Origin of the sequence: Streptomyces sp. NPDC050485, from assembly GCF_044458185.1 — a bacterium.
In the GTDB taxonomy this organism is placed as follows: Bacteria; Actinomycetota; Actinomycetes; order Streptomycetales; family Streptomycetaceae; genus Streptomyces.
On the sequence record NZ_JBITHR010000029.1, the window covers coordinates 1 to 26723 of the forward strand.

Here is a 26723-nt window from a genome sequence, read left to right on the forward strand (position 1 = left end):
CGCTCCGCGGGGGTGTTGCGCCCGCTGCGCGGGCGCCCAGCCCTTCGGGCTGGTGAAGTCCTCCGCTGCGCTGCGGACTTCGGGCCTGGCTCCGCCGGGCCTGTGAAGAGACAGGCGGCCGCTGCGCGGCCTGAGGACCAGTCAGCTTCGCTGCCTGGTCCGGGCCTTCCGGCTTCGCCTCCAAGCCCCAATGGCCCGCTACGCGGACCAGGCTGGCTAGGAAGGAGCGGGCTCGGGCTCTCGTTTCTGCATCATGCTGAGAGTGCATGTAGCTTTGGGGATTTTAGTGGAGGTCCCCTACCCGCCCAATTTTCTGGAGCCGAGCTTCGGGCTTTCCACCCGGCCACACACCCCATAAACCAGGAACACAACCGATCCTACGCCAAAATCCTGCCCGTTAAACAGGGCATGACGGTAATTCAGGGGTGGACGGCGCTGGCTTTCACGGTCCATGTTTCCTCTTGGCGGGTGGCGCGCCACGGGCCCATGGTGGGCTTGGTTCCTTGCAGGGTCATGGGGATGGGTTCGTCACCGTTCGAGGGGATCACAGCCCGTTCGCCCCTGCCCAGGCGGGAGCCGGTGGAGGTCCATTCGGTAACGATCCCGGTGAGCGTTTCGCCTGAGGCAGGGTGTTCCAGGGTGACCCAGCTGCCGGGTGCGAAGGCGCCGGTAGCTGGCTTCGGGGCTGTCCCGTTCCGCCGGTCCAGTCGCCAAGCCTTGCGCACCTTCTCCGGGGTGTCAGCGCTGGTCCGCACGGAGCCTGAGACGCGCGGAATGCGGTTCCGAGGGTCCGTGAGGATCTCGTCCCGCCTGGCCTTGATGCCGGCCGCGTACGCCTCCCGCACGGCGTCATGGTCCGTTCCCCGCACAGACACCGTGACGGTCCATTCGCCCTGCCTCCAGTACCGCCGGTGGGACTCCTCCCAGCTCACCGGGGCGAAGAACCTGCCGAGCGCTTCGATGGTGTCCAACGCTTCCCGCCGCATGGCGTCGACGACCCGATCATGAGTCTCCTTCCGGATCGTCTGGGCAGTTGTGGTCCGCCAACCCTCCGGCTTCCCGTGCCAGTTGGCCGGAGGCAGGGCGGCTGCCAAGTCGTCCAGAAGGGGTTGCGCTTCCTCGCGGGCCCGTGCCTCGGCCGACCGCTGCCACCCCCCGTCAGCGTCCCGGTACACGGCCGTCCAGCGGACGGGCTCAGTGCTCTCGGGCAGCGGGGTGATACTGCCGGACTCGCCGATGCACGCCGACACGTACAGGTAGCTGACGGACTCGCTGGTGTGCGTCGTCTTCATGGAAGGACCCTTCTCGGTGCGGGTTTTCGGTCGGGGCGGGGGTGCCACTCCCCCGCCCCGGTGTGGGAGTGGGTTAGTCCTCGTCGGGCTGCATGATCTTGAGGACCGGGGCGCCGTGGTCGTCGGGGCCGATTTCCACGGCCAGGTGGACGGTGGCCGCCCGCGAGCTGCGGCCGTCGCGCGGAACGCGGGCCAGCTCGACGGTGACGCGGTTTCCGCCCAGGTTCCGGCCGATGGCCCAGCGGGTCATCCACAGGACGTCCCAGAGACGGCCGCTCTCGTCCTGGTAGGTCTGGCGGGCGTTGTCCTCGTCGGTCCAGGCCACGCAGTCGGCCCAGGCGGCCGCCGTGAGCGCGATAGGCACACTGAACCCTGCCTCTCGGGCGACTCCGTCGGGCACCGCCACGAGAGCGCCGTCCGCGAGTGCCTGGGCGCGGGTGTACCGGTGGATCGGACCGCCGAACAGGTCGGCCAGCGTGGAGCAGTCCTCCGCCTGGTGGTCGGTGTCCGGAGTCCAGCGCATCGCGTCCGGGCCGGTGCTCAAGTCGTCGTGGGACGCGCCGGGAATCAGGGTCTCGCTCATGATGGGGGCCTTTCTGAAAGGGGTGCTTTCGGTTGGGCGGGGTGCCACTCCCCGCCGTGGGGGGGGAGCGGTGCCGGGCGCTGCGCTTGGTTCAGTCGTCCCAGGCGGGGTCGTTGCGGCAGTGTTCGTAGGCCATGGCGGCGGCCGTGTCGGCGTCGGGGGCATCGAACTCCTGGGCCCAGCGGGTGAAGTCGTCCTCGCTGGTGGCCAGGCAGATCAGGTCGTCGGCAACGAGGCCGGGCAGGACTCCGGCAATCAGGACTTCGCAGAAGTCGCAGTCCATGCGCAGCCCGATCACGGTGTAGGTCTGGCACGCGGGAGAAGTCATGGTGGTGCCCCTTTCGAGGATGGTGGGTGGGGCGTGGGCGTTCAGGGGGTGTCGGGGCCGGGCAGAGGGGAGAGGTTGTCCCGACTGAGCACGGTCATGGGCTGATTGGGCGTGGCCTTCGTGTAGGTGCCGGTCGCGAGCCAGTGGATGTACAGGAACTCGCCGTCACTGGTGACGGTGTTGACCCAGCGGGAGGCGTAGGGGCTGGCCGGGACGGCGTCGCCGCGCCGCAGTTCGCGGGCCGGGATCGTGATGTGCATCGTGGGTCCCTTTCGGGTCGGGAGGGGTGGGCCCCGTCGGGTTCCGGGGCCCGGTGGGTGGGGTCAGCGGCGGGGGCGGGGGATCATGCCGGTCGGGGCGTGGTCCAGGTAGTGGCCGACCAGCGCAACGGCTTGGTCCTGGGTGAGGCCGAGGAGTTCCCCGCCGGGGGTGGTGGAGCCGGTGAAGACGACCGGCCCGAAGTAGGGCAGGGGGCGCGGGAGATACAGCGCGATCAGGTTCGCCGCCGGGGTGTTCGCCTCGTGGCCGAGCGCGAGCGCGTCTTCGTCCACCCACATCAGGAGCTGAGTGGTGAGGTCGACCGGCCGGGCGGTGTCGCAGGACAGCGCGTGGCGGGGCGAGTTGTCGGCGTTCCAGTTCAGGAGACGGAAGGTGCCGTGCGGGTCGACACGCAGGGCGTAGCGGGTGGGGTCGGCGGCGAGTACGGACATGGGTATCTCCCTTGTTGGACAGGGGTGTTCTCGGTTGCGGGGGCTTTGCCACAAGCCCTTCCGACATAAAGAACTCTACCCAACTTTCATCACGAATATGGGAGGAGCGCCGAGTTTCTTCGATGGATTTCCCCAGCTCGGACGGGGTTTTCGGGGGTCGGGGCGGGGCACCGTGCGGGGCGTGTCGCCACCCCGAGGAGCGCAGCGCCGAGGGCAAGGAAGCAGGCAGCGCGAAGCGAGCGACAGGGCGCGCAGCGCACGGAGCGTCTGCCTGGTTCCGCAGCGCGTGAGCGCGCAGCGCTCGGCCCGAAGCGAGCGAAGCGAGACCGGGCACGCGGTGAGGCGGCCCCGGGAAGCGCAGCGCCCCGGGGCCGCCGCGCGGCACGCACGGCGCGGCGCCCCGCCCCGACCCCCGAAAAGGAAGAGGCTGCGCCCTGCGGCGGTATCTCACCGCGTGCTGCTCCTTGTTGGCCCAGGGCCCGGCCGGGGGCATGGGGCGCGCCTGAGCGCCGTCCCGTGGCGCGCACTGCTCAAGTGGCCGGCGGCCGGAGGCAGGTCCGGCGGAAGGCTCCCGGGCGCCAGGGAGGGGCGGGGTTATGCGGTCTCGACCAGGGATGCCTGGTCGAGGGTGCGTTCATGGACGCTGATGCAGGTCTTTCCTCCGGCGCCTGTCACGTCGAGGTCGTCAAGCCACAGTTCCTCGTTCTCGGCGAGATGCTCGTGAAGCATCTCGGGATCGGCCGCGATACGGGCCGGAACTGTCATGCCGACGGGGAAGTTGTACTCGACCACCTCGGTCACGGTGAGTTCGACCGTGACATCGGTGTCCGGGCCGTCGTCCTCGGCGTCGCTGTCGGCGGGCTCGGGCTCGGGGCGCCGGACGTCCAGGACGGTGTCCGTGCGGATGAGGGCAGGGCCGTCGCAGGAGGTGTCCAGAAGTACGGAGACCCAACCGGGCTCGTTGTGCGGGACGACGGTGCGGACTTCCGCGAACGCGGAGCCGCCCAGGACGGAGACCCGGTCGCCGGGCTTCAAGTCCCGGGCGTAGCGGCAGGTTTCACCGGTGAAGTGGTGATCGGCGCGGTGCTGGTCACAGAGCATGGCGGAGGGGTTCCTTCCGTGCGGAGTGCGGGAGGCTCGGGGGCGCTGTAGGGGCGCAGGACGGCCGTGCCGCCCCAGTCCCACAGGCCGGGTTCGGCCTTCTCGCTCAGGAGGATGCAGACCAGGCTCGGCCCCTCGTGCGGGTCGTCTTCGTGCTCGGCGGTCTCCGGCAGGAAGTCAAGGCGGCCGCCCGTGTCTTCCATGAGGCGGATCAGGGCGAGCAGGTTCACGGGCTGGCGCGGGTCGAGGTCTCCCCATGCCTGCCGCAGGTCCGTGTCCGTGAGTTCGGGGAGTTCGGCGGGGGTGTCGAAGTCGCACAGGATCACGCCGGTGGTATTCCGGATGCTCTGGAGCCACAGGACGTCGTCGTCCTGGTCCCAGCGCAGGACGAGGTAGGCGGCGCCCGGGTACATCGCGGTGAGGGTGTCGGCGATCGTGCGGGCCAGTCCGCGCGCGGTTGCCAGGGCAGCTTCGCGAGCGGTGGTGAAGTGGTCAACGGTGGTGCGCATTTCCAGCTCCTTGCAGGAGGCCCGCCGGGCCCTGCCGGGCCCGGCGGACGGTACATCACTTGCTGGCGGGCAGGAGCTGGTTGCCGGTGCGCTGCCAGTACCCGGCCGGAGCCCGGTCGGCCCGCTCCTCGTACGTGGCGGGGCTCGCCGTGATCTGGAAGCCGTCCTCACAGAACAGGATCCGGGCGTCCGGGATGAACTCCAGGGTCTTGCTCCCGGCCGGGAAGGGCTTGAAGCCCATGAACCGGTGGCTCTCGCCCAGACACCAGTACGTGTCGCCCTGGGCCAAGTCGTCGAAGCGGACGCTGACCTGCTCGTCGGCGGGGACCCGGCGCCACAGCCGCAGCCCCAGCACCTCCGCAGACTTCTTCGCGGCACCGTGCAGGTCGCAGAAGGTGTCCGGGTCCATGCCGAGCGCCGTGTCGCTCTCGCCACTGTCCCCGGTCAGGTAGACCGCACCGCAGATGCTCTGCTCCGCAAAGCCGTACTGGGCGGCCAGCGCGTCGGCCACCGGGCTGGCGGGGCCGGTGCCGAGCGGGTCGTGGTGCAGCTCGACACCCTCGGCGAGCGTGAGCGTGGTGTACGTGACCAGGCTTCCGACCAGCTCGTTCAGGCCGACGGTCGTGTCCGGCTTCCCGAACTCCGTCTCCGTCCGGCAGTCGGGGTGCAGGGTCATGAAGCAGGAGAACTCAAAGGGGTTGCTGAGATCGAACGGCACAGTCTTCTCCCGGAGTTGGGTGTGTGATTTCGGCTGCCGGGGGGTCTGCCACGAACCAACCCGACAAGAGAACTCTACCGCACTTCCATCACTTCCGGGGGTGGCGCGCGGGCTTTTCTACCGCCAATCTCCGCAGGTGCGGGGCCATTTCGGCCTGCCGGGGCGACGCCGTTCCGGCGCGGTGGCGGGCCGTGAGGCGCGCAGCGCCGAGGGCAAGGAAGAGGGCAGCGCGCAGCGAGGGAGCGGGAAGCGAAGCGGACCGCTCACGCATGCCCGATTCCGCAGCGCGTGAGAGCGCGCAGCGCTCGGCCCCGGACGAGCGCAGCGAGACCGGGCACGCGGCCCGTCGCCGGGGCGGGACGACGCCGCCCCGGCAGGCCGGGAAGAGGATCTGTGCCGCGCTGCGCACCGTCACCGCGGCGGCACACCAGCACGATCAGGCCGAGCCTTGCCAATCCCTGTATTCGACTGACGGCCGAGCACCGTCCGTGAAGGCGTTCGTGGCCCAGCTGTCGTTCCTGCGTTGCAGTGCCGCCTCGGCCCGAGCGGCGACAATGGCGGCTTCGATGACGAAGTTCCGGCTGAACCGATAGTCGGCCTCGGTCAAGCGCCGGTGGCTCTCCTCAACTTGCATGGATATGTGCCCGTCCATGAAGTGCGCCAGCGGCGGCGCGAGCACCTTGAAGTGGGCGTAGCGGTTGTAGTCAATCCCAAGCGCCAGCATCCTCATGGCCTGTTGGACTTCCACGGCGCAGGCAGACAACTCCTCGATCTGGCGGCCGACATCGTCGCGGGTGTCCCTGTTTCGGTGTTCCCTGATCGTTGGACCGAACCTGAAGGGCGAGTCCGGGCCGCCTGGCTGTTTGATGCTGTAGTAGTCGATCATCTCGGTGAAGGCGATCATGAGGCCGGCCAACGCAGCGGGCAGGTCTCCTGAGCGAGCCTCCGCGTGCGCTTCGGCCAGGATCGCAGCGGTCTCGGTGCGGGTCACCAGGCTGACCATGTCGATGTTGTCGAAATCAACGCCAAAGACCAGTGGAGCCGCGTCGGTGAAGAATGTTGTCGTGTCCCCTCGAAACTGTTCGATGGCGCTCTTCGAGGGGGCGATGCCATGGTGCTTGAACTTGACTCGCACCTCGTTCAGCCGCTCCATGGGGCCCCGGCTTGGGAGCGGGCCGGACAGTCCCGGCTCCAACTCCTTCCAGTATCCGGCGAAGGTGACGGCTTTGGTGAGGCTAATCCCGGTGTGGTCTGCCGCAAGTCTCAGGAACTGCTCTACTGCGTCGTGGAAAGAAAGCACTGCCGTCGCGTAAAAGGGTTCGGCCTGGCCGGCTTGGCCGACGCCCTGATCGTAGAGATATCGGACGAACGCCAGTCGCTCGAATGTAAGCGGAGTTGTAGGAATGCTCACACAGACTCCCAGGGTTGCGGGCGCAGCAGCCGTCAGAGGCGGGCGCGGAAGAGCGCTTGGCGCCAACCCGCGCTGCTGCCCCATCTTGCTCCTGTCTCGCGCCGCCCGGCAGCCACTTTCCACGACTGACCGCCGCGGGTAGTAGCCGTGCTACCCACGCCCACGCTGCTGCTCAGCGGTCGTGCGTCCCACCATGTCAGAGGCACGCAGGCGCACGGGCTTCTGGTCACGCCGTACAGCACGGCGCGGAATTGCAGGTTGTCATCACTGCGACTGCCACGCCCGAATCGCACCTATCGGGGCTGCTTGGTGCCAAGTCGCTGGTCGCCAAGGCCTGCCGCAAGCTCGGCCGCCTCCGGTTGCCGGCTGCCGCCGAGGTAGCGGATGCCATCTCCCTCGGGCGCCGTCGCCGCGTCCTTGCCGATGGGATGACGCCGGCTGACCGCGGTACGCCAGCCGAACCGCTCGTCCCACACCAGCGCCGGCACTTCCCCGCCGGCTCCCAACTGGACGGCGGCGGCCAGGTGCTCCTCGCCCAGACGCCGCACCTCCACCGTCTGCACCGGCGCCAGCCCCTGGCCGGCCAGAGCATCGGCGACGCCCTGCAGGTACGGCTGCACCTGACGAGCCCGCAGTTCGAAGCCGGCCACCTCCAGGGCGGCCTTGTGTACGGCCGGGGTGTAGCCCAGGGCGGCCGCGGCCTGTTCCGGGGTCAGGCCGGGCTCGGCCTGGAGCCGGTCGGCGATCCGCTTGCCGCGCAGCTGGAACAGGTTCCGCTTGGCGGTGGTGAAGGCGATGTCGAGGGCGTCGGTGACCTGCTCGATGGTGACGGCCGGGTCGGCGTCCAGCATCTCGGCAACACGGACCGGCAGTTCATCGCGCGGGACCATGTCTCCGCTGCCCCTGGGCCGCCCCCCTGCGTCCGTCTTCGGGGCGTCCCGGGCCTCCTTGAAGGACTGGACGATAACCCGCGGCCAGTGCTCCACACCCCCCACCACCACCGCGTGCGGGACGATCTGCGGGTGCGTCTTGTACTTGTCCCAGGTCTGCGGGGTCACCCCGAGGACGGCAGCAGCCTCCTGGCGGTCCAGCAGGTCCTGGTCCTCCCCCGCCCCGGGCAACTCAGGGATCTCCTCGCCCGCCAGATAGGCGTCAGTCTGCTCGCCGTCCCACAAAAAGACCCTGGCGCCCTTCGAGCTGATCGGCGCAGGAAACCCCTCGGCCTTGTAGGGCTGCTTGTTGCGGAACGTGCCCATGGCCATGCCCATAGAGCGGGCCAGGTCCTCCCGGGTCCGTACAAGCTCACGTCGCCCAGCGCGAATCATCAGACTCTCCATCACACAGCAGGGCCCGGGCACAGAACCCCGGTCCGGGCGGGGATCACACGAGACGGGAGACACCCGCTCGCCGAAACAGCCCAGCCCCGGAACCCGCCCCCAATCCGGCAGGCACGCCCCACAGCCGCGGCAGACGGGCCAGGACTACACAGGCACGAGGCTGGCGCCGGCGCGCTGCCACACCACGCCAACGTAAGAAACCTACCCGCCTTACGACACCGCGAGCAAGGAAGCCGCCTCCAGACCCCGCCCCGGCGCTACACTCACCGATGTGAACCTCGCGTAGCCGGACAGGCAACTGTTCTCCTGCGGGTGTGTTTTCGGTTGGCCGGCGCCCTTGCCACCCGCCCCGGCGGACTGGGCGCCGGCCCATTGCATACCCACCACCACCCCGCACCCGGACACAAAAAAGCCCCCGCCGACGGGGGGCGGCGAGGGCAACACCCAGCCTCCCAGATGCCGTCGCCGCTCACACGCGCGATCCATCCACGCTTAGCTGAAAACCGTCGGCGTTGCGATGCGCGGCGCGGCGCGCGGAGACCCGCGAACTCCCGCGCGCGGGGCGGATCGCCAAGCGCCCCTGCTCTTGCCGCCGGGCCGGAGGGATGCAGGAAGACCGGCTGAAACAAAGCGTGGAAGACAAGAGGCGGCCAGCTGCCGTCCCGCCCCTCTTTGAAACCCAACCTCTTCCACGGCTATCGCGTGTAAGAAGGTGTCGGCGTCGCGAACAGCCTTGCCTGGTGGGGCTGACCAGCAGAAACGTTCAAGATCACGAGAATGGGGTTCCAACCTCCGGCAGTGGTCCCGGCACACCTCCCGCTCGAACGGGTGGATCACCAGTGCAGCCAACTCCCGGATCAACTTGCCTGCTCCACCGCCCGAGCATCCCGGCCGGCAGGACGCTGCTCGTGGTCCTCGCGTGGCCACCCCCGAGGCGTGGCCAGAACGCTGCTGGCATGACCCTCAGCGCGTAGCGGTGGGGCGGGGCAGCAGGCTGTGCAGGAGTTTGGCGGTCTCCGTCTCCATGTCGAGTTCGTCGCCGGGCCTCTCGCCTTCATTGATCTTGGCGAGGGTGGCGGCAGCCTGCCGGAGAGCGTCAATGTCGCCTGCGGCGTGGTGGGCAAGGAAGATCTGGCGGTGGAGCAGTTCGTTGTCCGCAGCTGCGAGCAGCCCCCGGCGTGCGGCCCACAGCGCTCCGGTGATGTCGCCTGCTTCCCGGCAGCGCGTGGAGAGTTCGGCGGCGGCATGGCCGATCGCTGAAATCATGTCCTCGATGACGGGTACGGCCCACTCGTACCGGGCGGGGTCGGTGGCGGCAAAGGGCCGGCCGCGGACGAGGGCAAGGGCACGGCGCAGGGCAAGGTTGCCGTCCTCGGTGTGGTCGGCGTGGCCGATGCGGGCAAGGTCCTGGAAACGGACCCAGTCGCAGGTGACGCGGGGACCGAGGCGGTATCGGGCATCGCCGGTCTTGCTGATGCGGGGGAAGTGCTCCTTGCCCAGCCAGGACCGGGTGCGGGAGACGGCCTGGTCGCGGCGGTTGGGGTCGCGGTACTTGGTCGGCCACAGGGCATAGTCGAGGGCGTGGCGGTCGGCTCCGGGGTTCAGAGCAAGGAAGGCAGCTAGTTCGACGCTGCGGCTCATGCGATTGGAGTCGACGCGCTTGGCCGTGCCTTCGACCTTGAGCGGGCCAAGGAGGAGCACGGCCGGCCCGTCGTCTGCCGCGGTTGTGTCTTCGGGGTTCGTCGTACGGTCTGGCGTCAGGGCTGGGGCGGGGACGCTGGCGTGTATGGCCCGCGTGGGTGTCGCGCACGGCACGCTCGCGGTCGGCGTGGTTTTTGCGGGGTCCGCTGGGGTGTCGCGGCCGGCAAGAACGTCTTCGAGTGAGAGCCCGGTGCTCCCCTCTTCCCCGTCGCCGTCCTCCTTGCCCGCTCGGTGTTCGTCATCGGAGGTCTCATCGAGTGGGTCGGCGTACTCGGCAGGAAGCCCGTCCTCGCCTTCGGCTTCACCGGCTTCTTCATCTGCGTCGTCTTCATCGGCTTGGCTCTCGACTACCTCGTCGACGTCGCCGGGGTAGTCGTCCGGTTCCTTGGATTCTTCGTCGAGGTCGGCGTAGGTGCCTGGTGCGGGTGCAACGTCGGCAGTACTGGACGCCAGCGTGAGGATCTCGATGGAGTCGCTGAAGTGCTCATCCCCCAGGGCCTGCAACCTGATCGGCAGACCCGAGCCTGGCAGAACGACCATCGCCTCCTTGTCCTGGCAGGCCAGCGTCCAGGCGCCGCCCTCCACAGCACCGGCCGTCGCATCGGCTGTTGGTGCGAGGGTGGTGATGACGGCGGCCGCCGTGCGGGGCTCGCCGGCGAGCAGTTCGAGCAGATGGTCGATGTCGGCGCCGGGCGTGGGCTGGTCAGCGAGCACGATGTGCGGAGTCCAGGATCCGCCGCCGTCTTCGCGAAGCCGGGCCTCGCGGAGCGAATCGGTGCCCAGCGCGACGAGGGCGCCGCGCTGGTCTTGGGTGTGCAGCGCCAGCTCGTCGGCGGCCGCGGCGAGTTCCGCCGTGCGGGCCGCCCGTTCGGGTACGGCGTCTTCGAGTCCGGGTGCGGTGTTGCCGAGGAGGGACAGTTCCAGGTGGCCGGGCAGCGGGGTGTTGGCAAGCTCGACGGCGATGGCCTGCAGGACGTGCCGGGACAGCGCCGGGTCACCTGTGAGTTGGAGGACGCCGATGTGTTCCAGGTCGACGAGGACGAGGTGGCCTTGGGTGTCCCAGCCGAGGGAGACGAGCGCGGGGTAGGGAGCCTGGGTCTGTGCCCGGGGTTCGTCGTCGGCCAGGGAGGCGTGGGAGGCCGAGCAGGTCCACAGGTCCTGTCGTCCGGCTGCCGCGGTGAACGGCTTCATGGGCACGGTGTCCTGGGCAAGGTGAAGTTCGACGCGGGCCTCATGGAGCACCACGGCTTCGATGACCGGCAGGGCGCGCCCGGCAGCGGCCAGGTTGAGGGCGAGGGTGCGCAGCGCGCCGTCCAGCAGGTCGAACCCGGTGGGGTGCTGGTAGACGCGCAGGCTGTATTCGGTGTCGGCGGCGCGGCCCTGGGGCATGGGGATGCGTCGTCCAGGGCGCAGCCGTCGCTGTTGCACGCGGCGGCGGAGCGTGACGGTCGCGATGAGAGCTGCGGCCATGAGGCCGACTCCCGCTGCCACGGCGGTGACTGGCACGGACGTTTCGTCTGTCGCCTGCGGGACAGAGACGGGCAGCTGGGGTGTGGGGGTGTTGTTCTGGACCGTGGGCGCCGGGGCGGAGATGCGCGGAGCCGGGGCTCCGCTCTGGGCAGGGGCTGCTGGTGTCGGGCTGGTCGAGGCTGTCGGCTGTTGGGGATGGTCCTTCCCGGTATCCGTCCCGGGGGCCTGGTCCGGGGTGCCGGTGTCCGGGGTCTTGTCGTCCTGCTTGGGCGGTGTGGTGTGGTCGGTGGCCGGTGGAGTGGTGGGGTGCTGGCCGGTCCCGTCAGCGTGTGCGGGTGGTGTGGGGGGAGTGCCCGCGTGCGGGAGGGCGAGGCGCTGTCCCGGGTAGATGAGGTCGGGGTCGGTGAAGTGGTGGCCGCCGGGCTGTGCTTCGCCCTTGTTGGCCTCGAAGATCTCGGTCCATTTGTCCGGGTCGCCGTACGTCTTTCCGGCGATCAGCGAGAGGTTCTCGCCGCCCTGGACGGTGTGCTCGGAGGCTTCGGCGGCCGGGTGGCTCGCTTGGGTGCCGGTGGCCTTCTCGTCCTGGTGCTCGGCGGCAGCGGTGTGCGGCGTGGATGTCGGGGTGGCGCCCGCGCTGGTCGCGGGGGCGGTGGTGCGGGCGTCGGCGGGAAGCTTGATGACCGCGCCCTTCGGCAGGTACTGGTCTCCTGCCGAGATGTGCGGCACGTCCGGGTTGAGGGCGGCGATGTCCTTCCAGCGCTGGCCGTCGCCGAGGTAGGTGACGGCCAGGTCCCAGGGGGCTTCGGTGGCCGAGGACACCGTGTGGGTGGGCCAGTTGGCTTCCTTGCCGGCGACGGCCGGGCTTGCGCTGGCCGGCGGGCTCGGGCTCGCCGTACCGGCGGTGTGGGACGCGGTCGCAGCGACGGCCGATGTTGGGGTGGCAGCGGAAGCCGCGGTCGGCGCGAGCAGCACGATCGAGCCGATCAGGAACCCGGCCAGCGACTGCAGTCCGCCCAGGCCCCTGATATGCCGTACAGAGCGGCCGCGGACTCGGGCGACGATGTCCAGGAGCGCCGAGTAGGTGAACGCGGCCCAGGCGGCCCAGCCGATCAGGGTGATGGCGACCAGGAGCAGTGAGCCGTCGTCCTGTTGGGTGAGCAGGTGCCAGCCGCCGGTGAGTTCGCCGGGCTGGTGGCCGATCTTCAGGAGCAGGAGGGGGACGCCGGCGGTGAGGGCGAGGAGGATGGCCAGGCAGGCCACGGCGCCCAGGAGTCTGCCGATCATGCGCAGCAGGGCGGGGGTTGTGCGTGCCATCGCGGTCAGCCTCCAGCGGCTTGGGTCTGCAGATGAGCGTGGGCGGTGCCGGTCACGTTGATCGTGGACTTACCCACCAGCTGGGCGAAGAACGTCGTGTAGGTGGTGTGGACGGTGACGTTGAGGGTGCGGCCGTCGTCGCTGACGCTGACGTCCCCGGACACGTTGCGGGCGGCGAGGTAGTCGCGGGCGGCGCCGGCAGCGGCGTTGGGGTCGACGGTGATGGCGGTGCCCTCGACAGCCTTGGAGGCGTCGAGTTGCTGGCCGGCCGTGCGGGCGGCTTCCTGAGCCAGGGAGGTGGAACGGTTCGCCGCGTTCAAAGCACCGCCTCCATCGACGAGAAGTCCCAGGACCATGAGGATGGCGAGGGCGGCCAGGGCGAAGAACACCGACATCGAACCGCGGTCCCGGCCGCACTCGTTAAGCGCTGCGTGGCGGCGGCGTACGGACCAGACCAGCCTGTTGATCATTTGCGGCCCCTGTACGTGTCGAGCGGGCTCGTCCAGGACGAGCTAAGCGTCTTGGATCCGGGCAGGCCCGGCAGCCCGATATCGGACAGATTCGCGATACAGGAGATCGTCGCGGTCACCGTCGCGTCCACGCCGACCTGTTGGGCATAGCCCGCAGTGTCGACGTTGACCGTCGAGACGCGGCAGGTGACACCGTCGCCGCTCAGGCTCCGGTCGGCCGCTGCCTGCGCTTGGGCTTGGGCACTGGCGGCGTCGCGTTCAAGCGAAGCTGCTCGGGCTGCCGCACGGGCGGCGGAGTCGACCGCACCGTCGGCGTCGACGACCCGGCCAAACGCGATCATCAGGAGTAGCAAGGCGATGACGACGGGGGCCAGCACCGCAGTCTCCACGGCATAGCTGCCCCGGTCTTCTCGGGCTGCGCGCAGGGCCCGGGTCAGGAGAGGCCTCTGCGGGGCAACGGGGGTCACGGGGCCGTCCAGACTTCGGTCGGGGCATCGGCGTATTGGGTGACGTCCAGGTGGAGGCCGGGGACGAGGGTGGCCACGGTGCCGTGCACAGTGATCCGGATCTGGGTGGCGGTGCTGCCGGCGGAGGAGACGCTCGCGCCTTGGACGCTGTTGCCAAACCGGGCCAGGAAGTCCTGGGCCTGGGTGACGCCGTCGCCGGGGCCCGCGCCGAGCTGTCGGCCGGCCTCCACGCCCTGGCGGGCGGCGGACTGGGCGACTTTCCGGGCGTGGTAGTACAGGCCGACCTGCAGGGCGGTGAAGACGAGCATGAGGACGACGACGGCCAGGATCGCGAATTCGACGCTGCCAAACCCCCGATCGCCCGTGGTGAGACGGGCGCGCAGCCAGCGGCGGATGCGTGCGCGGGTTCTCACACCACTCCCCTCCTCAGTTTCCCTGGTGTTCTCGTCGCGGGCGGCTCAGCCGCCGTTGATGATGCCGATCTTCTCCAGCAGCTTGGTGCGGATCGCCACGACCAGCAGGCCCGCGCCGAGCAGCAAGGCCCCGGCGATCACGGCGAGTTCGGTGGAGGTCTGCCCGGCGTCCTTGGCCGTCTTCAGTTGCGTGTAGCGGGTGCGGATCCATGCGGTGAGGACCTCGATGTCCATGGTGGTGCTCCTGTTCAGCTGCCGAGGATGGTGATCGTGATGGGGATCATCACGAAGGTGAGCATCAAGATGACGCCGAAGGTGACGGGCAGGATCATCGCGGCGCTCGCGGCATTGGCCTGGGCCTTGGAGTCAGACAGCAGCGCGATGCGCAGTTGCCGGGCCTGGGCCTGCAGGGTGGTGTAGACAGCGGCGCCTTCTCCGGCCAGGGCCAGGGTGTCTGCGGGGCGGGTCAGTTCGGGGATGTCGAGTTCTTCGCCGAGTTCTTTCAGGGCGTCCCACACGGTGACGCCGGACAGGTCGGCCTGGGCGAAGACCTGCCGCATCCGCGCGAAGATCCAGCCGTCGCCGACCTCGGCCGTCCGGGTCAGGGCCTGAGCGGCGCCCGAGTTCGCGATCCGGGCCAGGGCGACGCGTTCCAGGTAGGAGGCGACGGCGTGGCGGACGACCAAGCGGGTGGCAGCCGCCTCGCGGCGCAGCTCCACGCCCGGCCACACCCAGAACAACGCGGCAAGCCCCAGCGAGAGGAACACGGGGATGACGTACGGGAAGGGGGTTCCGGCCGCGGCCATCAGGGCCTGGAACAACTGGGGCACCAGTAGCCCGCCGAGCGCGAACAGAGCTCGCTTGCCGAGGTGTTCGGCCGGGGACTTGCGCAGCAGAGCCAGGTCTTTCATGGGCAGGGTCAGGCGGCCGCCCAGTTCGGACAGGAGCCTGTCGCCGACCTTCTCCGCCAGGGAGCTGCTGGATGCGGACTGCGCGGTGGCGGTCAGCGGGGCGGGCGCCTTGGCGGCATCCAGGCGGTCCAGGACCGCGGTGAGGTCGGGCCTGGCGGGCCAGGCGGCTTTCACCGCGAGCCCGATCAGCGCGCCGGCCGCGGCCGCCGGCACTACAGCGGTCAGCGGGATCATCGCCTGTCTCCCGCCGTGGAAGGAACAACGGGTGCCTGCGGCATGCCAGGCCCGGCCGCCGGCTGCAGCCGAGGAGTGGACGAGGTGGGTGCGGGGGGCAGGGGGTCGAGGAGGCGCGGGTCAGGCTGAGTACGGGCGATGCGCCGCAGCCACGACAGCGTCCAGGCGAAGATCCCGCCGAGGACGGCCAGGACAACCTGCCCGACCGGCGACTGATACCAGCCCGACCAGGCCTGGTTGAGCATGCAGCCGACGACCACGATGCAGATCACCACCGACACGATGCGGCTCGACTTGCGGACCTTGGCGCGGTCGGCCTCTACATCCCGGGCATCGGCAGCCTGCTGATGGATGGTCACCGCCAGCGCCTCCAGGGCGTCGGAGAGGCCTTCGCCCTTGTAGACGGCGTGTGACTGGAACAGCAGGACGACATGGTCGACGACGCTGTCGGCCAGTTCGTCCGCGAACAGAGCGAAAGCGTCCTGGGCTTCTGCCCCGGCGCGCAGCCGGCCGGCCAAGGCGCGTACCTGGGAGGCGATCGGTGCGGGGGCGCTCTTCGCGGTAGCTTGGATGGTCTGGGGCAGGCTGATGCCCGCGGTGTGGACGCCGGCCAGATGGTTGAGCCACTGGGCTACCGCCTCCAGGCGCTCGATGCGCTGCTGGGCTGCGGTGCCGGGGTTGAGGATGAAGGGCAGAGCGAACACGGCGGCTCCGGCGAGCAGGCCGTGCACCGGCCAGCCGGTCCACGCCCACACGGCCAGGCCCACGACGATGGACGTGGTGACCAGGTGCTGCCATCGGTGCTGCCAGTTTTCCGGCAGCTCTGATCTCGCCCTGCGGATCCGGCCGGTCATACGGGAGGGCGGTTTGAACGGGTCGGGGACGCGGCCGCGCAGCTCGCGCACCGCGGCAACAGCGCCGAGCAGGGCGAGCACGGCGCAGCAGGCCGCGACCAGAGCAAGCTGAGCAGTCGTCACCAGGTCCCCCCGGTAGGTGTGTCGGCGGGCAGGGCCCGGTCACGGCAGGCGAATCCGGATGTGATCACCGTCGGCTCACCGTCTGCAGGGGCGGGCCCCAGTACTTCGTGGGGTTGTCCATCAGCCACTCCCGCTTGAAGAGCCCGGTGTTCTCCAGGTCGTCGATGAACGTCGGCATGTTCTGGTAAACCGCCCTCGGCTCGCCGGGAAGGGGGGCGAACAGTTCGGTGGTGACGGGCCGGCCGCCCTCCCCCACCGTGTCGTGGACTTCGTAGATGTGGGAGACGAAGCGGTGCTTGCGCCCGCCCCGGCCCGACTCGTTGAGGTAGGTGATGTAGACGACGACGTCGATGGAGGCGGCGATGAGGTGATGGGCGGCCTCGGTCGCCATGCCGGCCTCGGTGCACAGCTGGACCAGGCGGCTGATGATCGCGTGCGGGCGGCGCACGTGCAGCGTGCACATGGAGCCCGAGCCGCCCGCGGACATCGCCTGCAGCATGGGCAGCACCTCCGTGCTGCGGACCTCACCCACGATGACCCGGCTCGCGTTGTAGCGCAGCGCGGTCGGGAACATGTCGGCGATGCTGATCTCCCCGGCCAGCTTGTCGCCCTGGCGCTCGCCGTTGGACTGGCGGGCCTCGAACGCGAAGGTGAGCGGGCCCGGTTGGCCGGCACCGGGTTCGTCCAGGTAGAGCTCGCGGTCGGATTCGAGGGTCACCAGCCGCTCGTCCTCCGGGATCTCGCGGCCCAGGCCGCGGACCATGGTGGTCTTGCCGGATCCCATGTCGCCGACGACCAGGATGTTCATCCGGGCCTGCACGCAGGACGTGAGGAACACCTGGAGCAGCTCGTTGAGGGTGCCCCACTGGACGAGTTCACGAAGGCCGGCATCGCGGACCCGGTGCTTGCGGATGATGACGGACGGCCGGGTGGTGAGAGTCGACGCAGTGACGCGGGACCCATCGGGCATGCGGAAGCCGACCATCGGGGTGGCCTGGGTGAGCGCCCGCTCCCCGTGCCCGGACAGGCGGGCCATGCGGTTGACCCATGCCACGAGTTCTTCGTGGGAGTCGGCGACCCTCTCCACGGTGCGCCGGGGCCGGTGGTAGTACTCCACGTGGGCGGTCAGGCCGTCGACCATGACGTCCTCGACGCCGTCCTCATCCAGCAGGGACTGCAGGCGCCCGCCGCGGAACATGGCGTCGAAGACGGCGTTGCCGATCAGCCGTTCCTGCTCGGCGGTCAGCGGGGTGTTGCCGTGGGCGTGCAGCGTCGCGTAGGCGGCGACCGCCTGGGTGACCAGCGAGCGGGCCTGGGCGCGGCGGTCGCTCTCCTCCATCAGGCGGTTCGGGTCGGCCTCGCTCAGCTGCTTGGAGACGGCTGCCTGCAGGTCCTCGATGTCCGCGTAGTCCACCGGGAGTTCGCCCGGCAGGTCCACCAGCCGCGGCACGGCGGACGGCCCCGCGGCCAGCGCAACCGCCGGGGGTGCAGTAGGCGCGGGAGCGGCCGGTTCGGGGATGCCGGCGGGCGCCAGCCTGCTGGCCAGGAGTCCGGCCAGCTCGTCACGGCCCATCGGTACCGGGCCGCCCGCACCCGGGCGCTGCTGGGTGTCAGCCACGCCCGCCCCCCTGCCGTCGGCGGTTCAACCGCTCCAGCACACCGGCCAGTTGGGCGGTGGCGGGCTGCGGCGGGTACTGCTGCTGGATCTGCCGGCGTGCCGCGACCGCTTCGAGCTGGGCCGCCGCCGTACGGGCATGCTGCAGCAACGGGCTGCGCTTGTAGGTACGGGGAGGCTGCCCGCCCTGGGTCAGGTAGCCAGCGCTCTCCGCGTCGAACGGCAGCGCGGCCAGCACGGGGACTTTCAGGGACTCGGCGACCTGGTGCGCACGGAAGGGTCCGGACTCGATGAGCAGCAGGCCCAGGGCGTCCGGGCCGGTGCCGTGTTCGGCGAGCTCGCTGATCAGGGGCTCGACGAGGTAGCGGGCCAGGGTGAGGGACTGCTCGGTGCCACGGACCACGAGCAGCACCAGGTCGGCCTGATGCAGCAGCGGCGCCGGGGTGAGGGTGGGATGGAGTCGGCCGTTCTCCAGGGCCAGACGGCCCGCGTCGATGAACACGTCCTGTCCGGCCTGGTCGCTGAGCACCCGCATGATCTGCGCGAGGGACGGCCAGGTCCGCCCCAGCGCGGGGGCTTGCGCCGGGTCGGTCAGCCCCGGCAGGAGCTGGCGGTGACCGTCGCCGTCCAGCGGCCACAGGTGGGAGGCGAACGCGTTGGCCAGCGCGTCCGGGCCGACGCGTTCGGCCTTGGCCAGGTGGTAGAGGCCGTATCCGGCACTCACCTGGTTCTGCAGGAAGCCCGCCCTGATGGTGCCGCCGGCCGGGTCGCACTCGGCGAGGGTGGTGGGGCGGCCCGAGGCGAGGGTGAGGGCGAGCGCGCTGGTGGTGACGCCGGCGGACTTCGCGGAGACGAGAGCGGTGACCGGCATCAGTTGCTCCGCGGCTGGCGCACGAGAGCGAGGTGGCCGGTCGAGGCACGGGCTGCCAGCAGCGGCCCGTCGGTGGTCTGGACGGCCAGGTTGATTACGACGGTACCCGAGGCGTCGGGCCGACTGACGCTCACCACCGTGGCGGGGGTGGTCTGCGGCGGCGCTTCGGCCTTGCCGCCGGCCTGGTCACCCTGGCCCGGGGTCGTCACCGCGAGGACTTTGTCGCCGGGGGCCAGCGTTCCGGAGGGGGCCTGGCCGGGCTTGATCTGGACACCGACCTGCTGCTGGTTGTCGCCCAGCCCCGAACCGGCGCCGAGCTGGGAGGCGGTGAGCAGCCCGCCCTTGCGCAGGTCGACCGCCGGCCGCTTGCCGACGACGGAGGAGCGGTCGGCGGCGGGCATCGGGGCCAGGGCAGCGTCGGCAGAGACCTCTGCCACGATCAGGTCCGAGTCCGTGATCGACTGCCCGGCCGGTACATCACGGGCGATCGCCAGCACCTTCACGCGGTCACCGGCCGAGGAGACGGCGGCAGCCGCGCCGAGGCCTGCCAGCACGGCCAGGACGATGCACAGTGCGGCCACCGACCAGCGCCGCTCCCGCTTGACCGGAGCCGTCGTAGTGATGGGTAGCTCGGTACGGACAGGACTGGACGGGCGTGGCACCGGCGGAGCGGCGGGGGAATCCATGCGGGGACGTGCCTCTCTCGAACTCAAAAAACGTGTGCGCTAGTTGAGGACCTGGACCTCGGCGACGGTGACGTCCACAGCGCTCGAACGGGTCTCGGTGAGCTGACCGGTCTGCCCGCCCCCGGTCCAGTCGATGGCCCAGGTCGACGTCGCGGTCACGTGATACTTCCCCGAGGACTGGGTCGAGGACGGCTGGCTGTAGCGGTAACCGCAGTCCGGCGACGGCTGCTTACCGAACTCCGCCTGGTACGGGGTACCGGCCGTCGTGCAGGTGACGGACTGGCCATCGCCCATCGACCACACGATCTTCGACACCTTCGCGGTCGCCGTGACGGTCACACCGCCCGCCGAAGCCGACGCGGTGTTCGGGCCGTACGTCTCCGCACCGGTCGCCGTCCACAGATAGACCGGCATGCCAACCACGCCCTTACCTCCGGGCTTCGGCGTGATCCCGACCTGCGGGCCACGGAGCAGCATCTTGTCCACGGCCTGTTGCGCCAAGACCGCCGGGTCGACCTGAACCGCGGCCGGCGGAGTAGGAGCCCAGAACCAGATCAGACCGCCGGTCGGGCACACCTTCTCGTAAATCGCACCATCAGTGTGCCCCTCCCAGAACTGGCTGGACTTGTCCGGCTGGGGGTCGGACAGCTGGATGGTGCACTGAGGTTGCTCAGGCTTGCTGCTGGCAGCCGTCTGGCCCTTGTCGTCGGATTCCGGGGAGCGGCCCTTACCCCCGGCCTTGCCTTCAGATTTCGACCCGACGCAGAAGAAGGGGCCGCAGTCTTTGTGTGTGGTGGTGGGTTCATTGTCGGCGTCTGCTGGAGCGGCCACAGTGGTCGCCATGAGGGCGAGCACCACGGCGGCGAGCCGGTGCTTCAGCATGGCTTATCCTGCGGCTCGTCCTTGATGACCTTCCAGCCGTCCGGCCACTTCTCGATCGTCCCGACGATGACGTACTTGAGGCGCCGATCGTCCGGCAGGGATACGGGTTTGCCCGTCGCTCCCTCCACGACCTTCCACTGCGAGATGTCCAGACAGCTGGAGACCGTGGCGTTCGGCACCTTCTTGCTGAAGTCAGCCTGTGTGACGGTCGGGCTGCCCACAACGACCTGCCCCGTGACGACTTGCCCGTCCTTGTGCATGCGCTGAGTGTCGACTTCAGCCTGACGCAGGGCTGCGGCCGCCGCGTACTTCTTGATGTCCGTACCATCCACGCTGGCCTTGGCGTAGGCCCGCTGCATCTCCTGCCAGTACGACTGATAGGTGCCGATCGCCTCGCTCTTGGCGGCCTCAGCCGGATCCTGGGCGGCCTTGCTGGGCGCGGCCGTCGGCGTGCTCGCGCTGGGCGTCGGGGACTTCGCGTCATTACCGGAGCCGCAGCCAGCGGTGGCAGCCAGCACTGTCGCAGCAAGGGCAAGAAGCGCGAGCCGGTTGCCAGCCCACACCCGGGGCCGGAGTACTGCCTGAGCGGATTGTTCTTCCACAGCTTCTCCCCGTACCTGGTTGCTGTCGCCTGCTGGGCTGCGCGGTTTCGGCCACGATGTGGCCACGGTCCCGCGGACCATTTGCCACAGGCAATGTCCCCAGCCACCTACGTTACGCAAGGAACAGTCAACAACACAGCCTGTTAAGCCACTTCAGAGCACGGACTGGCTTGAAAACGCCGCAAGTGCGCACTCCCGAGTCACAGGACAGCTCACCAGTTCGCCGGTCCGACGCCGTGACCGGCACCGGTCGCGTCAGTGTCCCCCGCGCCCACTCGGTCCTGTATCCGCCGTGGTAAGCGGTCAGCCGGTCGCCACAGAACCTGGTTGTGTCCCGCGCCGGAACTGATCAACAGCGGCTGCCCAAATGTCTGCTTCCCGGTCCCCTGACTCGGCTAGCCACTCCCCGACTCCGTCATCCTCCTGCTCCTCGTACTCTGCGAGAGCCTGGTCAACCATTGCCTGTTCCGCTGCGCGATCGGCTGCGGGCAGCCCCAGGAGCAGCGCGGCGGCCTGGCGGAGCAGAATTCCGGCGTCATCGACCAGCGCCAACGCTCTGCCGATCTCCCGCCAGGTCACTCCGGAGCCGAGTACGTAGTTCGTGGCATTCATGGCCTCCGCGTGCAGGGCGAGCACGAGGTCCTCCACCATGGTCAGAGCCTGCCTCGGGTCCGCCACCAGCCGCCGCCGGAACTCCTCTACCAGGGTGCTCTCCGCCAGCTCTCGGACATCACTTGTACTCATACTCCGCATAACGAGCGTGATGGCGATGCGCGACCCCTCGCGGTGGCACCGCTTACCCTTCTGGGCGCAGACGGGGTCAAGCGAGCGAGGGTTCGAGGAGGACCAGGCAGCCGGTCGACAACCTGGCGCTCGGCGAGCCCACAACGCGACTGTGCTTGTGGCTCGACCACAACAGGAACGTGGCACGAGAGTGCATCGACTGGCTGCGGGACCCTGCTCGGCAGTTCCAGGACCACCCAGAGTTCCCCGGTGAGCTCCCGGCGCCAGTACGGCTGCCTGCCGCCCCGTCATCCCAGGGGTCAGGGACCGGCGATCAGCCAGAGGATCAGCGCGGCGTCGAGATCCTGCGAATAGCGATAGACGACGGAGATTCCTCGGCCGCCGGTCTGCTCGGGCAGCAGCTCGACGACGTAGGACTCGCTGCGCGGGTCGGCGTCGGGAAGGCCGCGGGCGTGTAGGGGGTCGGGGTCGTCTTCAAGCGCGCGGCGCACGGACTCGACGGCGGCTTGCTCGCTCCGCGACAGCTCGCGGCAGGCCTTGTCGGCGGCGTCGGAGTAGAACGCGCGGCTCACCGGGCGTCGGCCTCGGCCATCTTGCGGCGGAGCTCGGCCTCGACGTCATCGGTCGGGCGGGCGAGCGCGGCCATTCCCTGGGGGTCGTACCGCAGCAGGACGCGGTGCCGGTACGCCTGGGTGATCTCGCGCACCTTGGTGAGGTCGTCCAGACCGGTCGCGTCCAGCTCCTTCTCGAACGCGTCGCGGTCACCGGGGAAGCCCCACGTCGACAGTGCCTCGCGCAGTTCGGCGAAAGTGTCCATGGGCGGGGTGAAACCGGGCCGGGCCGGGTGGTCATGCTGTGCTGCGGTCACGGTGACCTCCTCGTCGCTCGTACTCGACGCTACTCGTCTACCACCCGCTGGCGGTACGGCCCTGAGAAATCCGCACGCCCCGAAAGGACCGTGAGACAAGGCCCGGGGCTGCCCCGTTCTGGCCGACCAGTACACAGTTCACGGGCGGTAGCGTTCGGGCTTGGGGACGCGAGCCATCAGACGATCGGCTGCCGCGGTGACGCTGATGCGTCCCTGGATGACGTCAACAACGACCTGGGTAATCGGCATCTCCACCTGGTGCTGGTGGGCCAGGGCGAGCAGCGCGGCGGACGACTTGACGCCTTCAGCAGTCTGCTTGGTGGCGGCAGCGGCTTCCTCCACCGACATGCCCCGCCCGAGGTGTTCGCCGAAGGTGCGATTACGAGAGAGCCGCGATGAGCAGGTGGTGATGAGGTCGCCGACGCCGGCCAAGCCGGAGAAGGTGAGCGGGTCGGCACCAAGAATGACGCCGAGGCGAGCGGTTTCGGCGAGGCCCCGGGTCATGAGGAGGGCGGTGGCGTTGTCGCCCAGCCCCATGCCGCCGGCCAGGCCGACGGCGAGCGCGATGACGTTCTTGACGGCGCCGCCGAGTTCGCAGCCGATGACGTCGGTGTTGGTGTAGGGGCGGAAGTACGGCGTCATGCACGCCTGTTGCAGGGTCTTCGCCACCGTCTCGTCGGTGCTGGCGATGACGGAGGCGGCGGGTTGCTTCTCGGCGATCTCGCGGGCCAGGTTCGGGCCGGAGACGACAGCGACCCGGTCTGCGGGTACCCGGGTCACCTCGGTGATGACCTCGGACATGCGCAGGCCGCTGTGGGTCTCGATGCCTTTCATCAGGCTGACCACGACCGTCTGCCGTTCGATCAGCGGTGCCCACTGGGTGAGGTTGTCGCGCAGCGACTGGGCCGGGATGGACACCACCATGAAGTCGGCCCCGGCAAGGGCCTTGGCGGGGTCGGTGGTGGCGCGCAGCGTCGTCGGCAGCGCGATCCCGGGCAGGTAGGCGGGGTTCTCGTGGCCGTTGTTGATCGCGTCAGCGATCTCGTCGCGGCGGGCGTGCAGCATGACGTCGTTGCCGGCGGCGTCGGCCAGGACCGCCGCGAAGGCCGTCCCCCACGACCCGGCCGACAGTACGGCGATCTTCATCGAGCTTCCTCTTCTACTTCGGCATCGGGAACTGAGTGTTGGAGCCTATTGGGGCGCGGTCGGGTCGGGTTGGCGGCGCAGGGTCAGGACGAGTGAGCGACGCCCGGCGAGGCGGGGGAGCATGCGGTTCGCCTCGTTGAGCATGTTCTGCGCCTGGTCGTTGCCTAGTTCGCGGCGCAGGTCGGCTTCGTGAGCGATCCACAGGCGGTACAGGCGTGCCCACATGGCGGGTTCACCGGGCCGCTCACCGATGTGCTCGACAGCGAAGCCTGCGGCTTCTTCCTGGTCGAGCACCAGGGGGTGGGGGGTGCGGCGCACGGCGCGGGTGATGATGGCGCGGCCGCCGGGGCGCAGGATGCGGTGGAGTTCGCCCAGGGCTGCGGTGCGGTCTGGGGCGTTGCCGAGGGCGTCGATGCAGACGAGTCCGTGGGCGTGGGCGTCGGGCAGGCCGGTCGCGGCCAGCGTGGCGACGCGGAAGGTGGCTCGCTCCGGGGCTACGAACGCCGCGCGGCGGGCGTCGGCGAGGTCTACCGCAACCGGTGAGATGTCGATCCCGAGCAGGCTGGCGGAGAGTGAGCGGGCGAGCCAGAGGCCCACTCCCCCGGTGCCGCACCCGGCATCGACCAGCAGTTCGCCGGGGTTGAGGCGTAGTTGGCTGGCCAGGGTGCCCAGGAGGGGCCAGTCGCAGGAGCTGTGCGGGGCTACTTCGACGGGGTAGGCGTCGCCCATGGCTTCGGCGTACAGGCGCGCCACGCATGTGCTGCGGGCGCGGGCGCGGTGGAAGGCGTCGTATCCGTCGCGGAGCTGTTCATTCTGCGCGGTGTTCATCGGGGTACCGACCTGGTGGTCCGTGACCGTGCTGCGGGGCAGATGACCTTCAGCGCGGAGAGGGGCTCGGCCGGGTCGGACAGGTCCAGGCAGATCGGCTCGTAGCCGGTCACCTTCTGGATGCGTCCGGCGATGGCCATGGCCTGCTCGGCGAGGGTCGCGTGCCAGCCTGTCCGTCCGTTGGCCACGATGCTCCACGGCACGTACGGGCCCAGGGAGTTGTACGGCCGGGCGGGGAGTACGGCGTCGAAGGCGGCTTCGTGGGAGGGGAGGTCGTCGCGGGTGCCGGCGATGCAGGTCAGGCGGGATTGGGCGGCTTCGGTGATGGCGCGGGAGAGCGCGATGTGGGGTTCGCTGTGGCAGCCGGTTCCGGCGAAGGTGACCGGGTAGTCCTCGGACCACAGGTAGGCCAGGCAGACCGGGATGTCGTAGCCGTTGTCCACGGACACCAGCTCCACCGCGACGCCGGCGCCCAGCAGTTGGAGCAGCAGGCGGCGGCAGTACGGGTCAGTGACGGTCGCGGGATCGATCAGGGTCCGGCCCGCACCTTCGGCCAGCTGGTCGGTGAACAGGGCATCGCGTTCGATGACTTCGTACATGGCGTGCAGCAGCGCCTCGTCCCGGGCGTTGCCGCAGGCCAGGCCGGTGCTGCTGGTGTGGAACAGGTCCGGCTCCCACATGGGGCGTGCCGCTGCGCGCTGGACCAGGCCGAGCGGCACCAGTGTGTGGCGTTTGCTCAGGACTCCGGTGCCGGCGACCCAGTCGAGCTGCAGCTCCTCCACTCCAGGCGTCGTCGTTTTGAGCGGCAGGGCGGCCAGGGGATACGGCAGGTCGAGATCGGCAGCCGGGGCTCGCAGCACGGTGCGCAGCGGCTGTTCGGCATGCCACAGCTCGATCCCTTCCATGACGGCGGAGATCTTGGCCAGGTCGTCGCTGGCGCCCTTGCCCTGGGTTGCCGTCAGGGTCTGCGACGTGGGGCGGATCGCCGTCCACACCGGCATGCCCAGGTAGTCGAGGCCGGTCAGCCGGGCTACCCGGGTGATGCCGTAGCGGGGCAGCAGCGGGACGAGAGCGGCCCACGTTTCGTGGGGCACACGGGCGCGGACCGTCCCGTCGAGATAGATGGGTTCACTGGGCATCGGTCAACTCCTGGTTGGACAGGTGCTGCTCCTGGTCGTGGAGGAGTCCCGTCATGAAGTGCTTGAGTTCACCGGCCGCGTGGGTGCTGGAGTGAAAGCCGCGGGCCGCGGCCTCGTCTTCCAAGTCCTGGGGGCCGGGGCAGTGCCACAGGCGCTGCAGGGCGCGGCCGGTCACCCGGTCATCGAGCGCTTCGGGGCAGAAGCCCGGCTGTGTCCGGCGGGCCGTGTCGTTGCAGGCCGCGTACCGGGTGATGGCCGTCCGGTCGGCGGCGGTCTCGTGGGCCAGCAGGCGGGCCACGGTGTCCGGGTCGCTCAGGTCGGGGACGGGCCGGAAGAGTGCGTGTGGGGGGATCTGGCGGCCGTGCGGCCTGGTCAGCTCTGCTAGGCGCGCGGTCAAGGGCATCCCGGGGGTTCCGTCGCCGGGATGTTCGGAGAGGTGGCCGAGCCAGGCACGCCAGACGGCGCGGAAGCCGGGATCGAAAAGCTGCTGGTAGGCCACGCGCCGGGCCGTCACGATCGGCACACCGGCCACGCACTCAGTGGCGAAGTGGTTGACCCAGCGACGGTAGTAGCCGGTGTCCCAGCACCGCGGTGCCACCGGAGCGGTCTGCGGCGCGTAGGTGGTGGTCAGCGCGAGCAGCAGGGCTTCGAGGGCGTCGGCCCGCTTGACGTCACCGAAATGCGGATCGGCCGCGAGCCGCTTCTGGAACCAGGCAGCGAATGTGTGGGCGTCGTTGCGGCGGGAGACCGCCAGGACGGCGGGCAGGGTCCGGTGCGGGTAGTACACCTCCCGGAACGCGGCCAGCAGCCCCGCCGCGATGTGCGGCAACACGATCCCGTCGTGCTCGGCGACGGCCAGGACACGGCGGAGGTTGACCAGCGGCCAGGTCAACGACCGCCAGCTGCCGTCCGGTTGCTGCCCGACCGCAACCTCGTCATCACCGTCGAGGTCGCCGCCCAGATAGGCGCGGAAGACCGCGCCGACCCCGGTCATCCCGCACCCGCTCAGCTCGGCCGCGCGCAGCGCGCCAATCGAGGCGGCACCGATGACGCGCACGCCCCGGTCCATCACGGCCAGGAGCTCCTTGTGCCGCACCGCCGCGACCTGGTGGTACATCCCGTCGATGAGGACCACCGTGTCCCCGGTGCGGACCGCGAGGTCGAACAGGTCACCGTGGCGCATCGGCGGCAGCACACGGACCCGGGGGACGGCGAGCAGCGGCTCCCCGCGGTCCAGGGTCGGCCCTACGTAGACGTGAATCATGAACACCTCCACAGACGTGGCCGTGGGGGGGGGGGGGGGGGGGGGGGGGGGGGGGGGGGGGGGGGGGGGGGGGGGGGGGGGGGGGGGGGGGGGGGGGCGGGGGGCCGGGGGGCGGGCGGGGGGGGGGCGGCG

At 69.9% G+C, this 26723-nt stretch carries 29 protein-coding genes; all 29 read right to left on the bottom strand.

What is annotated here, in order from left to right; all coding sequences use genetic code 11:
- Positions 1-419 precede the first annotated feature (419 nt).
- Complete coding sequence (locus tag ACIBK6_RS36230) at positions 420-1292, bottom strand: hypothetical protein (protein ID WP_399056744.1); 873 nt, start codon at positions 1290-1292, stop codon at positions 420-422.
- 73 nt (positions 1293-1365) lie between these two features.
- A complete protein-coding gene (locus tag ACIBK6_RS36235) occupies positions 1366-1875 on the bottom strand; it encodes a DUF6573 family protein (protein WP_399056746.1) in 510 nt (169 codons plus the stop codon).
- 91 nt (positions 1876-1966) lie between these two features.
- Positions 1967-2203: a hypothetical protein gene (locus ACIBK6_RS36240; protein ID WP_399056748.1), complete on the bottom strand. Its 237-nt coding sequence runs from the start codon at positions 2201-2203 to the stop codon at positions 1967-1969.
- Between the two features lie 41 nt (positions 2204-2244).
- Positions 2245-2463: a hypothetical protein gene (locus ACIBK6_RS36245; protein WP_399056749.1), complete on the bottom strand. Its 219-nt coding sequence runs from the start codon at positions 2461-2463 to the stop codon at positions 2245-2247.
- Between the two features lie 63 nt (positions 2464-2526).
- On the bottom strand, positions 2527-2913 hold the full coding sequence (locus tag ACIBK6_RS36250; RefSeq protein WP_399056751.1) for a DUF3846 domain-containing protein: 387 nt from the start codon (positions 2911-2913) through the stop codon (positions 2527-2529).
- A 594-nt stretch (positions 2914-3507) separates the two neighbouring features.
- A complete protein-coding gene (locus ACIBK6_RS36255) occupies positions 3508-3948 on the bottom strand; it encodes a hypothetical protein (protein ID WP_399056753.1) in 441 nt (146 codons plus the stop codon).
- Positions 3945-4523 carry a hypothetical protein gene (locus ACIBK6_RS36260; protein ID WP_399056755.1) on the bottom strand — a complete coding sequence of 193 codons (579 nt, stop codon included), beginning with the start codon at positions 4521-4523 and terminating at the stop codon, positions 3945-3947. Before ACIBK6_RS36260 ends, ACIBK6_RS36255 begins: the two co-directional genes overlap by 4 nt.
- A 55-nt stretch (positions 4524-4578) precedes the next feature.
- Positions 4579-5241, bottom strand: a complete 663-nt coding sequence (locus ACIBK6_RS36265) for a hypothetical protein (RefSeq protein WP_399056756.1) — start codon at positions 5239-5241, stop codon at positions 4579-4581.
- A gap of 436 nt (positions 5242-5677) precedes the next feature.
- The gene (locus ACIBK6_RS36270; RefSeq protein ID WP_399056758.1) at positions 5678-6652 is read right to left on the bottom strand and encodes a hypothetical protein; all 975 of its coding nucleotides are present in this window, start codon (positions 6650-6652) and stop codon (positions 5678-5680) included.
- 293 nt (positions 6653-6945) lie between these two features.
- Positions 6946-7977, bottom strand: coding sequence for a DUF6292 family protein (locus ACIBK6_RS36275; RefSeq protein WP_399056760.1), 1032 nt, complete (start codon positions 7975-7977; stop codon positions 6946-6948).
- Between the two features lie 975 nt (positions 7978-8952).
- The gene (locus tag ACIBK6_RS36280; RefSeq protein WP_399056762.1) at positions 8953-12474 is read right to left on the bottom strand and encodes a hypothetical protein; all 3522 of its coding nucleotides are present in this window, start codon (positions 12472-12474) and stop codon (positions 8953-8955) included.
- Positions 12475-12479: 5 nt separating this feature from the next.
- Positions 12480-12944, bottom strand: a complete 465-nt coding sequence (locus ACIBK6_RS36285; protein ID WP_399056764.1) for a TadE/TadG family type IV pilus assembly protein — start codon at positions 12942-12944, stop codon at positions 12480-12482.
- A complete protein-coding gene (locus tag ACIBK6_RS36290) occupies positions 12941-13411 on the bottom strand; it encodes a TadE/TadG family type IV pilus assembly protein (RefSeq protein WP_399056765.1) in 471 nt (156 codons plus the stop codon). Before ACIBK6_RS36290 ends, ACIBK6_RS36285 begins: the two co-directional genes overlap by 4 nt.
- The gene (locus ACIBK6_RS36295; RefSeq protein WP_399056767.1) at positions 13408-13824 is read right to left on the bottom strand and encodes a TadE family protein; all 417 of its coding nucleotides are present in this window, start codon (positions 13822-13824) and stop codon (positions 13408-13410) included. Before ACIBK6_RS36295 ends, ACIBK6_RS36290 begins: the two co-directional genes overlap by 4 nt.
- 45 nt (positions 13825-13869) lie before the next feature.
- Entirely contained in the window at positions 13870-14058 is a 189-nt protein-coding gene (locus ACIBK6_RS36300; RefSeq protein WP_399056769.1) for an LPXTG cell wall anchor domain-containing protein, read from the bottom strand.
- 14 nt (positions 14059-14072) lie between these two features.
- Positions 14073-14969: a type II secretion system F family protein gene (locus ACIBK6_RS36305; protein WP_399056771.1), complete on the bottom strand. Its 897-nt coding sequence runs from the start codon at positions 14967-14969 to the stop codon at positions 14073-14075.
- A complete protein-coding gene (locus ACIBK6_RS36310; protein WP_399056773.1) occupies positions 14966-15946 on the bottom strand; it encodes a type II secretion system F family protein in 981 nt (326 codons plus the stop codon). Before ACIBK6_RS36310 ends, ACIBK6_RS36305 begins: the two co-directional genes overlap by 4 nt.
- A gap of 64 nt (positions 15947-16010) precedes the next feature.
- Complete coding sequence (locus tag ACIBK6_RS36315) at positions 16011-17564, bottom strand: CpaF family protein (protein WP_399056775.1); 1554 nt, start codon at positions 17562-17564, stop codon at positions 16011-16013.
- Positions 17557-18432: a hypothetical protein gene (locus tag ACIBK6_RS36320; protein WP_399056777.1), complete on the bottom strand. Its 876-nt coding sequence runs from the start codon at positions 18430-18432 to the stop codon at positions 17557-17559. The genes ACIBK6_RS36315 and ACIBK6_RS36320 overlap by 8 nt, the downstream gene beginning before the upstream one ends.
- Positions 18432-19013 (bottom strand): SAF domain-containing protein, encoded by a 582-nt coding sequence (locus ACIBK6_RS36325; protein ID WP_399056779.1) that lies wholly within the window; start codon positions 19011-19013, stop codon positions 18432-18434. Before ACIBK6_RS36325 ends, ACIBK6_RS36320 begins: the two co-directional genes overlap by 1 nt.
- Before the next feature lie 144 nt (positions 19014-19157).
- Complete coding sequence (locus tag ACIBK6_RS36330; RefSeq protein ID WP_399056781.1) at positions 19158-20000, bottom strand: ATP/GTP-binding protein; 843 nt, start codon at positions 19998-20000, stop codon at positions 19158-19160.
- On the bottom strand, positions 19994-20602 hold the full coding sequence (locus ACIBK6_RS36335) for a hypothetical protein (protein ID WP_399056782.1): 609 nt from the start codon (positions 20600-20602) through the stop codon (positions 19994-19996). Before ACIBK6_RS36335 ends, ACIBK6_RS36330 begins: the two co-directional genes overlap by 7 nt.
- A 303-nt stretch (positions 20603-20905) precedes the next feature.
- Positions 20906-21253 carry a hypothetical protein gene (locus ACIBK6_RS36340; protein ID WP_399056784.1) on the bottom strand — a complete coding sequence of 116 codons (348 nt, stop codon included), beginning with the start codon at positions 21251-21253 and terminating at the stop codon, positions 20906-20908.
- Positions 21254-21645: 392 nt separating this feature from the next.
- Positions 21646-21918, bottom strand: a complete 273-nt coding sequence (locus tag ACIBK6_RS36345) for a hypothetical protein (RefSeq protein ID WP_399056786.1) — start codon at positions 21916-21918, stop codon at positions 21646-21648.
- A complete protein-coding gene (locus ACIBK6_RS36350) occupies positions 21915-22214 on the bottom strand; it encodes a hypothetical protein (protein WP_399056788.1) in 300 nt (99 codons plus the stop codon). The genes ACIBK6_RS36345 and ACIBK6_RS36350 overlap by 4 nt, the downstream gene beginning before the upstream one ends.
- 138 nt (positions 22215-22352) lie before the next feature.
- Positions 22353-23360: an NAD(P)H-dependent glycerol-3-phosphate dehydrogenase gene (locus tag ACIBK6_RS36355; protein ID WP_399056789.1), complete on the bottom strand. Its 1008-nt coding sequence runs from the start codon at positions 23358-23360 to the stop codon at positions 22353-22355.
- Positions 23361-23405: 45 nt separating this feature from the next.
- Complete coding sequence (locus tag ACIBK6_RS36360) at positions 23406-24188, bottom strand: class I SAM-dependent methyltransferase (RefSeq protein WP_399056791.1); 783 nt, start codon at positions 24186-24188, stop codon at positions 23406-23408.
- Positions 24185-25327: a YcaO-like family protein gene (locus tag ACIBK6_RS36365; RefSeq protein WP_399056793.1), complete on the bottom strand. Its 1143-nt coding sequence runs from the start codon at positions 25325-25327 to the stop codon at positions 24185-24187. Before ACIBK6_RS36365 ends, ACIBK6_RS36360 begins: the two co-directional genes overlap by 4 nt.
- Positions 25317-26591 (bottom strand): TfuA-like protein, encoded by a 1275-nt coding sequence (locus ACIBK6_RS36370; protein ID WP_399056795.1) that lies wholly within the window; start codon positions 26589-26591, stop codon positions 25317-25319. Before ACIBK6_RS36370 ends, ACIBK6_RS36365 begins: the two co-directional genes overlap by 11 nt.
- Positions 26592-26723 lie beyond the last annotated feature (132 nt).

What these genes read in the sequence shown, in the direction of transcription:
- ACIBK6_RS36230 (WP_399056744.1), bottom strand. Translation starts at nt 1,292, where the DNA reads ATGAAGACGACGCACACCAGCGAGTCCGTCAGCTACCTGTACGTGTCG.
- ACIBK6_RS36235 (WP_399056746.1), bottom strand. Translation starts at nt 1,875, where the DNA reads ATGAGCGAGACCCTGATTCCCGGCGCGTCCCACGACGACTTGAGCACC.
- ACIBK6_RS36240 (WP_399056748.1), bottom strand. Translation starts at nt 2,203, where the DNA reads ATGACTTCTCCCGCGTGCCAGACCTACACCGTGATCGGGCTGCGCATG.
- ACIBK6_RS36245 (WP_399056749.1), bottom strand. Translation starts at nt 2,463, where the DNA reads ATGCACATCACGATCCCGGCCCGCGAACTGCGGCGCGGCGACGCCGTC.
- ACIBK6_RS36250 (WP_399056751.1), bottom strand. Translation starts at nt 2,913, where the DNA reads ATGTCCGTACTCGCCGCCGACCCCACCCGCTACGCCCTGCGTGTCGAC.
- ACIBK6_RS36260 (WP_399056755.1), bottom strand. Translation starts at nt 4,523, where the DNA reads ATGCGCACCACCGTTGACCACTTCACCACCGCTCGCGAAGCTGCCCTG.
- ACIBK6_RS36275 (WP_399056760.1), bottom strand. Translation starts at nt 7,977, where the DNA reads ATGATTCGCGCTGGGCGACGTGAGCTTGTACGGACCCGGGAGGACCTG.
- ACIBK6_RS36280 (WP_399056762.1), bottom strand. Translation starts at nt 12,474, where the DNA reads ATGGCACGCACAACCCCCGCCCTGCTGCGCATGATCGGCAGACTCCTG.
- ACIBK6_RS36285 (WP_399056764.1), bottom strand. Translation starts at nt 12,944, where the DNA reads ATGATCAACAGGCTGGTCTGGTCCGTACGCCGCCGCCACGCAGCGCTT.
- ACIBK6_RS36300 (WP_399056769.1), bottom strand. Translation starts at nt 14,058, where the DNA reads ATGGACATCGAGGTCCTCACCGCATGGATCCGCACCCGCTACACGCAA.
- ACIBK6_RS36305 (WP_399056771.1), bottom strand. Translation starts at nt 14,969, where the DNA reads ATGATCCCGCTGACCGCTGTAGTGCCGGCGGCCGCGGCCGGCGCGCTG.
- ACIBK6_RS36320 (WP_399056777.1), bottom strand. Translation starts at nt 18,432, where the DNA reads ATGCCGGTCACCGCTCTCGTCTCCGCGAAGTCCGCCGGCGTCACCACC.
- ACIBK6_RS36330 (WP_399056781.1), bottom strand. Translation starts at nt 20,000, where the DNA reads ATGCTGAAGCACCGGCTCGCCGCCGTGGTGCTCGCCCTCATGGCGACC.
- ACIBK6_RS36340 (WP_399056784.1), bottom strand. Translation starts at nt 21,253, where the DNA reads ATGGTGGAGGACCTCGTGCTCGCCCTGCACGCGGAGGCCATGAATGCC.
- ACIBK6_RS36355 (WP_399056789.1), bottom strand. Translation starts at nt 23,360, where the DNA reads ATGAAGATCGCCGTACTGTCGGCCGGGTCGTGGGGGACGGCCTTCGCG.
- ACIBK6_RS36360 (WP_399056791.1), bottom strand. Translation starts at nt 24,188, where the DNA reads ATGAACACCGCGCAGAATGAACAGCTCCGCGACGGATACGACGCCTTC.
- ACIBK6_RS36365 (WP_399056793.1), bottom strand. Translation starts at nt 25,327, where the DNA reads ATGCCCAGTGAACCCATCTATCTCGACGGGACGGTCCGCGCCCGTGTG.
- ACIBK6_RS36370 (WP_399056795.1), bottom strand. Translation starts at nt 26,591, where the DNA reads ATGATTCACGTCTACGTAGGGCCGACCCTGGACCGCGGGGAGCCGCTG.